This window comes from Autumnicola aciditolerans (assembly GCF_041679265.1).
Lineage (GTDB): Bacteria > Bacteroidota > Bacteroidia > Flavobacteriales > Flavobacteriaceae > Autumnicola.
The window spans coordinates 1-8221 of the sequence record NZ_JBGFSM010000030.1; the positions used below are offsets into that span (position 1 = coordinate 1).

Annotated in this window: 11 protein-coding genes; all 11 read left to right on the forward strand. The window is 32.3% G+C overall.

Features of this window, described 5'->3' with window-relative positions; translation table 11 throughout:
* Nucleotides 1-285: 285 nt before the first annotated feature.
* The gene (locus tag AB8M93_RS18015) at nucleotides 286-1794 is read left to right on the forward strand and encodes a DUF6973 domain-containing protein (RefSeq protein WP_373060255.1); all 1509 of its coding nucleotides are present in this window, start codon (nucleotides 286-288) and stop codon (nucleotides 1792-1794) included.
* A 4-nt stretch (nucleotides 1795-1798) separates the two neighbouring features.
* Entirely contained in the window at nucleotides 1799-2140 is a 342-nt protein-coding gene (locus AB8M93_RS18020; RefSeq protein WP_373060257.1) for a hypothetical protein, read from the forward strand.
* Nucleotides 2141-2174: 34 nt separating this feature from the next.
* A complete protein-coding gene (locus AB8M93_RS18025; protein ID WP_373060275.1) occupies nucleotides 2175-2399 on the forward strand; it encodes a DUF6973 domain-containing protein in 225 nt (74 codons plus the stop codon).
* 1030 nt (nucleotides 2400-3429) lie between these two features.
* Entirely contained in the window at nucleotides 3430-3732 is a 303-nt protein-coding gene (locus tag AB8M93_RS18030) for a type II toxin-antitoxin system RelE/ParE family toxin (RefSeq protein WP_373060259.1), read from the forward strand.
* Nucleotide 3733: 1 nt separating this feature from the next.
* Entirely contained in the window at nucleotides 3734-4018 is a 285-nt protein-coding gene (locus AB8M93_RS18035) for an addiction module antidote protein (RefSeq protein ID WP_373060261.1), read from the forward strand.
* Nucleotides 4019-4576: 558 nt separating this feature from the next.
* A complete protein-coding gene (locus AB8M93_RS18040) occupies nucleotides 4577-5164 on the forward strand; it encodes an ATPase (protein WP_373060263.1) in 588 nt (195 codons plus the stop codon).
* Nucleotides 5148-5300, forward strand: coding sequence for a hypothetical protein (locus AB8M93_RS18045; RefSeq protein ID WP_373060265.1), 153 nt, complete (start codon nucleotides 5148-5150; stop codon nucleotides 5298-5300). Before AB8M93_RS18040 ends, AB8M93_RS18045 begins: the two co-directional genes overlap by 17 nt.
* A gap of 38 nt (nucleotides 5301-5338) precedes the next feature.
* A complete protein-coding gene (locus AB8M93_RS18050; RefSeq protein ID WP_373060267.1) occupies nucleotides 5339-6247 on the forward strand; it encodes a hypothetical protein in 909 nt (302 codons plus the stop codon).
* 586 nt (nucleotides 6248-6833) lie between these two features.
* Nucleotides 6834-7055 (forward strand): hypothetical protein, encoded by a 222-nt coding sequence (locus AB8M93_RS18055; protein ID WP_373060269.1) that lies wholly within the window; start codon nucleotides 6834-6836, stop codon nucleotides 7053-7055.
* Nucleotides 7055-7357, forward strand: a complete 303-nt coding sequence (locus tag AB8M93_RS18060; RefSeq protein WP_373060271.1) for a type II toxin-antitoxin system RelE/ParE family toxin — start codon at nucleotides 7055-7057, stop codon at nucleotides 7355-7357. The genes AB8M93_RS18055 and AB8M93_RS18060 overlap by 1 nt, the downstream gene beginning before the upstream one ends.
* A gap of 318 nt (nucleotides 7358-7675) precedes the next feature.
* Entirely contained in the window at nucleotides 7676-8179 is a 504-nt protein-coding gene (locus AB8M93_RS18065; protein WP_373060273.1) for an RsbRD N-terminal domain-containing protein, read from the forward strand.
* The last annotated feature ends 42 nt before the right edge of the window (nucleotides 8180-8221 follow it).

An 8221-nucleotide genomic window follows, 5' to 3' on the forward strand; every position in this document is an offset into this window, starting at 1 on the left:
AGAAATTAAGAAACAAAACGGTAAGCCGACAAGTCCGAGTCAATACTCCCGCAACTTGCGATAACCGCAAACCGTTGTAAAAAATGGTGCATAAAGATTCGTTTTCATATATCCCCAATCTCAACCCGGTTAATAATTTTTAAGTTAAAAAACTAACTAAATGAATATTTTAGCGGAAAAACCTAAAATAATTTGGTTTTTATTAAGATTTCTTCAATATTTGAAATCATACTTCACATTTGCCCTACGTTTTTTGAAGATTTTTTTAACTATAAATCTATTTAAATGAAAAAAATCTACCTAGTCGTCAGTCTATTTATTGTATTAGTTAGTTGTGAAAAAGATAAAACAGGTATAGAAGAAGCACAGCAAAACATGTTAGAGCCAGCAATGCGGATTTCCGATATTACCTCAAAAGAAATTATAAAGAATTCTAAACTATTTGATTTATTAAATGAGAGAGGCTCAATGCTGTCCTCTAAAAATAGTGAACAAAAATTATCATTTATATATGATAGTATAAATGATATCACTATTGATATTCGCCAAGCCAAGAAAATAACAAGTTCCAATGGTAAATATCATTCCTATACATTCTCCATAATTACTGATGACGATAGTACAGAGAACCTACTGTATTCTTTACAATCAGATGGCACTTACCATATTTTTAAAGTAGATTACAACTTATTAGAAATTGAGAAGAAAAAAATTGAAAATGGTCAGTATATAGATTTAAATGGAAAAGGATCCATAACGAGATTAAATAATGCACTTTCCCTTAATGATCTAACAAAATCGAGTGTAAACACTACCTGTGTGTTTGCTACCATTTCTTATTGTAAATATGGAAATCATGCAGGTGGATATGATAATGGGAGCCCCTGTCCTGGTTATGACAGCACAACAGAATCATACTGTAGCACAGGGTCTACAGGAGGCGGAGGAGGTAGCACCTCTGATCCTGATGAACCATCAGGTGGAGGTGGTGGTGGATCTACAGGAGGAGGTAGCACCTCTGATCCGGATGATGATACCTGTATCGCTGATGCTGATGGTAATTGCCTTGGAGATACTACTACTCCCATTCTTGAAAAACCTACGATCAATGATAAATTAATTTTTCACCTTCAGCTGGATAGTGCTTCTACATTAGAAAATTGGGTTCAAGCTCAAGATTATGAGGTGATTTCTCCAATTTACAACTTCCTTGGGGAGAATGATTTCTCTCCAGAATCTAAGAGTTTTGGACTTAGAGCTATAAGTGCATTATATAATAATGGCGATGTAGATTTGGAAAAAAGATTAATTTTTGATCCTTCATTACATGATTTTTTAAAATCAAAAATGTCTGATTCAGAATTAGCTATATTTGATAATATAACCACTATAGAAAAAGCTGGTTATCTAAGAGCTGCAACGGAGGCCTATATTTATGCTGAAGCATTTTATCCAAACCCTGTTCGCAATAGAAAAGGTGATGCTGTAAAGCACAGCTTATGGAACGCACTCTCTACAAACTACATTGGGGCCAGCTTAACCAAGCAATTAACTGATGCCCACGAAGAGATTACTTATGATTCAAATTATCCAAATCATTATAAAGAGACCGATATGGATTTATTCAATAATGCACAAGGAAGAGAACTGGCTACCCATTATGGTAATTTTATATTCAAATTAGTTGAAAATGCCTTAGCTAATGGAGAATTAAGATATTTAAATAATTTGGAGTTCAATGGAATATTCTGGAAGGCCACAAATTCCTCTCAACTAACCCCTACTAACCAATAAAAATATGAAGAAAGTTATTATTCTCATTGCATCTATTTTAGTCATTATCTCATGTAACGATGATAGAGAAAAAATGAAAATTACAGATTTTTCACAAAAAAAAATAGTTACTCTTGAACCTTACAAATTAAAACCTTATTCGATGTTAAATATTAAGGTAAAGGGCTACACCAATGATACTGTTAGGATTAATTATAATTTGTACGGCGGAACAAATTTCTATCTATCGGGTAAAATAGACACATTGTTGGTTCAAACTGATTATTATGGAGAAGGTCCAGTTACTTTAATATTTGATCCGTACCGAGCAAATGAAGGTGAGTTGGAAATAGAATTTAATCTTTAGTAAATATAAAAGACAGTTATATTATGCATTCTAAATTGAAGCAGCCTTAACCAAGCAATTAACTGACGCACACGAAGAAATAGATTATGATCCAGATTATCCAGATCATTATAATGAGACCGATATGGATTTATTCAATAATGCACAAGGAAGAGAACTGGCTACCCATTATGGTAGTTTTATATCCAAATTAGTTAAAAATGCCTTCGATAATGGAGAATTAAGATATTTGAATAATTTAGTTTTTATAATGCTATAGATAGCTCAAACCTTATTCCAACTTATCAATAGCACCTTAATAGAATGAAATCATTGATAAAAATTTTCAATATTCTAATAATTTCTTTGGTATCTGTTTGTTGTGTAGAAGACAAAAAATATATTAAATAATGATTTTACCAAAGAACAAACTATAACTCTAAAAGCCATATAAATTTTATTCCTATTCAAAATTAAACGTTTGGGTTGAAGGATATTCAAATGCTACAATAATGATTAAATTGAATAATAAAAATAATAATCCAATATTGAAATTAAATGGTAAATTCAAAGAATGGTGACTACAGATTATTACGGAGAAAGATCTCGAACTTTCATTTATGAACCATATAAAGCAACCGAAGTAAATTTAAAATAAACTATAGTTTATAAAAAAATTACGCATTGTAGCACCACATTTTACAACAACGGTTCACCGCAAATAACGGGTAGTTAGCTGAAAATAATTATTTTAGAGACCAATTATTAAAACCACTCATCCGACAAATCCGCGTCCTTACTCCCGCAACTTGCGGTAACCGTAACCGTTGTACACAAGAACTTATTTAAGGTTTCCGTTTTTTTAACTTGAGATTATGTGCTTACTCATGCTCTAAAATTGTAAAAATAAAGCTTCCACTTTTTAATAAAGTTTTTAAAAGCAGATCCTTAAAATAGATTTTCCGATAAGAAGATTTTGAAAAAATTCCTCCAACGGAAGCGGAAGATTATATTGCACTACGCGGACTATTACTCAGCCGGAAAAAATGTCGTTGATTTTTTTAAAGTTTTTGAGTATAAGTTCCAGTGCACAACATCGGTTAACAGCAAATAACGGGTTGTATGCTAAAAATTGTTATTTTAGAGACCAGGTAAAAATCAACTAGCCGACAAGTTCGTGTCCCAAATCCCGTGACTTGCGTTAACCGTAGCCGTTGTGGTGCATTTTTTACAAAGTGTTTCAAACAACAATTTCTCTTTTAAAAGCTAAAATTTAGTTATATTTGTATCCAAATGACGACGATTTTTAAATGATAATTACTCAAAAAACATCTGAATTTGATAAGTGGATTAGAAAACTAAAAGATATTCGTGCAAAATCTAAAATACTTTTCCGAATTCAAAAACTTGAAACAGATGAGCATTTCGGAGATTGTAAACCTGTCGGTGACGGAATTAGCGAAATGAAAATTAATTATGCTAAAGGCTATCGAGTATATTTTAAAGAAAAAAACAACAAAATTGTAATTCTTCTGATTGGTGGAGATAAATCAACTCAAGAAAAGGATATCGAAAAAGCAAAAAGAATTTGGAACAAAATAAAAAATGATTGATATGGAAACCTCAAGATTTGACATTGCGGACTATCTGGACAGCGAAGAAATGATTGCTGAATATCTGAATACAGTTCTCGAAGATGGAAACAGTTCCGATTTGGTAGTAGCAATCGGACACATAGCAAAATCAATTGGAATGACTAAAATTGCAGAGAAAACCGGTATGAGCAGACCTAGTCTCTATAAAGCATTATCCGACGGAGCAAAACCACAATTTGGAACTATAATGAAAGTATTGAAAGCCATTGGCGGACAAATTAACGTGAAACCAATGTCAGCGTAAAAAAACGACACCACAACATCGGTTCATCGCAAATAACGGGTAGTTTGCTGAAAATGGTTATTTTAGAGACCAATTATGGAAACAACTAAGCCGACAAGTCCGCGTTCCTACTCCCGCAACTTGCGATAACCGTAACCGTTATGCACAAGAAATATTTTAAGTTTTGGGGTTTTAATAATGAGAAAACGTGATTACTCAAACGCAGGATTAAGAAGATAATTATCTCCAAAAAAGTTTAAGAAAACCGCAAATCATTCCGGAATTTAAAAAGCTGAACTTTATTGATCCTGAAAACCATTACGCCGATTCTATGCAGACAGAAAAAATTGTCTTCAATTCACATGTTTTAGGTAATATTTCCAGTGCATAACATCGGTTAACAGCAAATAACGGGTTGTATGCTAAAAATTGTTATTTTAGAGACCAATAAAAATCCGTTAGCCGACAAGTCCGTGGCCCTAATCCCGTGACTTGCGTTAACCGTAACCGTTGGGCATAATGCAAGAAAATTCTGAATAAGGAACAAAATCCATAAAAAGAAAGATTAAATTTGTGATAATGGAAGACAAAAATCTATACATAATCGCAGGTTGCAACGGAGCAGGGAAAACAACGGCTTCACTTACAATCTTACCAGAAATTATTGAATGTAAAGAATTTGTAAATGCAGATGAAATTGCTAAAGGCCTCTCCCCTTTCCAACCAGAAAAAGTAGCATTTGAATCTGGAAAAATAATGATCAATAGAATAAATGATCTTTTAAAAGAAGAAGAAAATTTCGCTTTTGAAACAACATTATCAACCCGGAGTTATAAAAACAAAATACTCCAAGCCAAAGAAAAAGGTTATACCGTTACACTTTTATTTTTCTGGTTAAAAAACGTTGAACTTGCCAAAGAGCGAGTTAAAATCAGAGTTAAAGAAGGCGGACATAATATTCCAAAAAAGGTAATTGAAAGAAGATATTTTAGAGGAATAAACAATCTATTTAATATCTATCTCCCAATTGTGGACGGAGCACTGATATTTGATAATTCTTACGGGAAACATGAATTAATTGCTCAAAAGACAGTTGATAATCATATAGATATGATAAATGAGAAAAAATTTTATGAATTAAAAAGCTATTATGACAACCAAGGATAAACAAATCGAATTAAAGGATAAGATTTTAGTCGGACTTGAAAAAGTTTACGAAAAACTTATTGAATTTAAAAAAGAGAAAAATAGTAAACTGGTTATTTTAAAAGGTGACAAAATAGTGAAAGTAAAGCCAGAGTAGCACTATGCCCAACCTCGGTTCATCGCAAATAACGGGTTTTGTCGAAAAAGTGTAATTTTAGAAAGCAGGAAAGAAAATGGTTAAGCCGACAAACCCGCGTTCCTACTCCCGCAACTTGCGATAACCGTAACCGTTGTGCACAAGCTGTAATGAAAAATATGAACAAAATATTTCTGATTTTATTCTTTCTTACAAACGTTTCGTTTGCGCAATCGAATGAAAAATTCCTAAGTGACTTTTTACTTGAAGATAAACTCGAAACGAAAAATTCAATTGATCAATTTAAGAAGTTTGATTTTTCAAAATTATGGTTGCAAACTGATAATGATTTGATTTATGGAATTATTGGAGAAGAACATCAACGGATAAGAATAAAATTAATCTCTATTAAGAAAAATCCTCAAAACCCAATTGAATATTTAGTTTATGGAAAATCAATGGTAAAAGAAACCATTTGTGAATTTAATGGAACAATTAAGATTAAAGAGATTAAAGAAGTAGTAGATCAACATTTTGGAATTGATAGTAGTTTTGCAAATAAAGGAATAAGATCTCAAGGAATAATAATTGCCGACTATGAATTCAAAGAAAATAAAGAACAAGAACATAGTGGACTATTCAAAGGTCAACTCTATTCAAAATGGTATTTGAATAAGAAAAACAATGTGAGGTACGATGACATACAATCTATTTCGGATTCTTATTCAAATAATGCATTCATAGGTGTTTGGAAAAGTTATAAAACTGGGAAAGAAAAAATTTGTAACTGGGCAGATTATAGAGTTCCAAAAGCAAATCAAGATTTTGATATCGGAGCCGGAGAATTTAGCGTTTCGGAAAAATATTTAGATAGAGGTTGGCTTGATATTACCTTAAAAAATCAAGTTCCAAATCAAGCCATTAAAAAAAGTAAAGGAGCTAAGAATTCAAAAGAATGGTGGCAGTAACAGCCAGTGCACAACATCGGTTATAGAAAATAGCGGGTTTTACCGAAAAATTGTAATTTAGAAAACCAAGAAACAAAAGGTTAAGCCGACAAATTCGCATCCCTATTCCCGCTACTTGTCCATAACCGTAACCGCTGTGCACAAGAACTTCTTTAAAGTTCTCGTTTTTTCAACTTGAGATTATGTGCTCACTCTTGCTCAAAAATTTTAAAAAAAGCTCCTGGTTTTTAATAAAAAAATAAAAGTAAAACCTTAAAACCGGCCTTGCTAATAAAGTAATCTCAAAATTTCGCCGAGCGGAAGCGGAATATTGCACTACGCGGACTATAACTCAGCCGGAAAAATGGCGTTGATTTCTTTAAAGTTTTGAGTATAAGTTCCAGTGCACAACATCGGTTAACAGCAAATAACGGGTTGTATGCTAAAAATTGTTATTTTAGAGACCAGGTAAAAATAAACTAGCCGACAAGTTCGTGTCCCTACTCCCGTGACTTGCGTTAACCGTAACCGTTATACCGCATTAAAAACAGTGAGAATTCACTTCAATTTATTCAATAATCATTATTTTTGTTAGAAACGACTTAATATGAATATTCAAGCTGAAAAAATAGAGTTGGCTAAACTGTTATTAAATACTGATAATCCAAAGATTATTAAGTCTATCAAACAGATTTTTAAAAAAGAAAAAACTACCGATTTTTGGGAGGATTTATCTTCTGACCAAAAAAGGGAAATAAAAGAAGCAACAAAACAAATAGAACAAGGAGAAACCGCTGACTATGAATATTTTATGGCCAAGCACAGATAATGGGTAGAACTATAGTAACCTCAATAATTGCGAAAGAAAAACTAGAAGATTTATTTGAATTTTTAATAAAAAAATGGTCTTACAAAGTAAAAACTGATTTTGTTCAAAAATTAGATAGAAGCATTGATATTATAAAAGATCAACCAGAAATATTCCCTGAATCTCAAACAGAAAAGGGATTAAGAAAATGTGTAATAACAAAGCAGACAACCCTATATTATCGGTTCGACGACGAAAAGATATATATTGTTACCATTTTTGACACCAGAAAAGATCCCCAAAAATTAAAGAAAAATTTGTGATTTAACGCGGTATAACATCGCATATTCGCAATTGCGGCCATTCTGCTAAAAGAAAGTTTATAGAAACCAGGAATTAAAATACTAAATCGGACAAAGCCGTATCTTCACTACCACAACTGACGAATATACGTACCCGTTACCTACAAGAGCTCAGAAAATTTTTTCATTAAATTTTTATGGGAATTAATGAAGAGTTCATATAAATTCTTCCAACAATTTTATAATAAGTGAAGATGTAGATTTATGAAATATATTCTTATTTTTAAAAGATATACTTTTTCCAATAAGCATTAGTTCAGATTTTAACCAACCAAAAAAATGAATCTATCAGCCTTTATTCGCCAAAACCAGAATCTAATTGCAGATGAATGGATTGATTTTGCAACTGACAATATAATTCCCGCTGGGAAAATGGAACGTGAAGAAGTAAAGGATCATGTCAAACAAATTCTTGACCGAATAATAGAAGACATGGACTCCTTACAAACTAACAATGAGCAAAGAATAAAATCCCACGGAAATAAAGAATTAAATTCTGCTGAAACAAATGCAGCTAATCAGCATGGTGAGCAACGTTTAGATTTTGGTTTTGACTTTATGCAGCTAAGTTCAGAATTTCGTGCACTTAGAGCGAGTGTTCTTCGATTATGGGCAGAGAAAAGTAGAGAGGAAAACTGGAAAACGGATTTTCATGATATGATTCGATTTAATGAAGCTGTAGATGAGGTTTGGATGATCTCACTAAAATGCTTTCAAGAGAAACTAGACGAAAGTAAGAACTTATTTTGTATCCACCCCACCAACTGCATCTTGATTAGCTGACTTTCGACCGGTAGCTTTGCTCTAAAATAATATTTATTATGA

What these genes read in the sequence shown, in the direction of transcription:
- AB8M93_RS18015 (WP_373060255.1), top strand. Translation starts at nt 286, where the DNA reads ATGAAAAAAATCTACCTAGTCGTCAGTCTATTTATTGTATTAGTTAGT.
- AB8M93_RS18020 (WP_373060257.1), top strand. Translation starts at nt 1,799, where the DNA reads ATGAAGAAAGTTATTATTCTCATTGCATCTATTTTAGTCATTATCTCA.
- AB8M93_RS18030 (WP_373060259.1), top strand. Translation starts at nt 3,430, where the DNA reads ATGATAATTACTCAAAAAACATCTGAATTTGATAAGTGGATTAGAAAA.
- AB8M93_RS18035 (WP_373060261.1), top strand. Translation starts at nt 3,734, where the DNA reads ATGGAAACCTCAAGATTTGACATTGCGGACTATCTGGACAGCGAAGAA.
- AB8M93_RS18040 (WP_373060263.1), top strand. Translation starts at nt 4,577, where the DNA reads ATGGAAGACAAAAATCTATACATAATCGCAGGTTGCAACGGAGCAGGG.
- AB8M93_RS18045 (WP_373060265.1), top strand. Translation starts at nt 5,148, where the DNA reads ATGACAACCAAGGATAAACAAATCGAATTAAAGGATAAGATTTTAGTC.
- AB8M93_RS18055 (WP_373060269.1), top strand. Translation starts at nt 6,834, where the DNA reads ATGAATATTCAAGCTGAAAAAATAGAGTTGGCTAAACTGTTATTAAAT.
- AB8M93_RS18060 (WP_373060271.1), top strand. Translation starts at nt 7,055, where the DNA reads ATGGGTAGAACTATAGTAACCTCAATAATTGCGAAAGAAAAACTAGAA.
- AB8M93_RS18065 (WP_373060273.1), top strand. Translation starts at nt 7,676, where the DNA reads ATGAATCTATCAGCCTTTATTCGCCAAAACCAGAATCTAATTGCAGAT.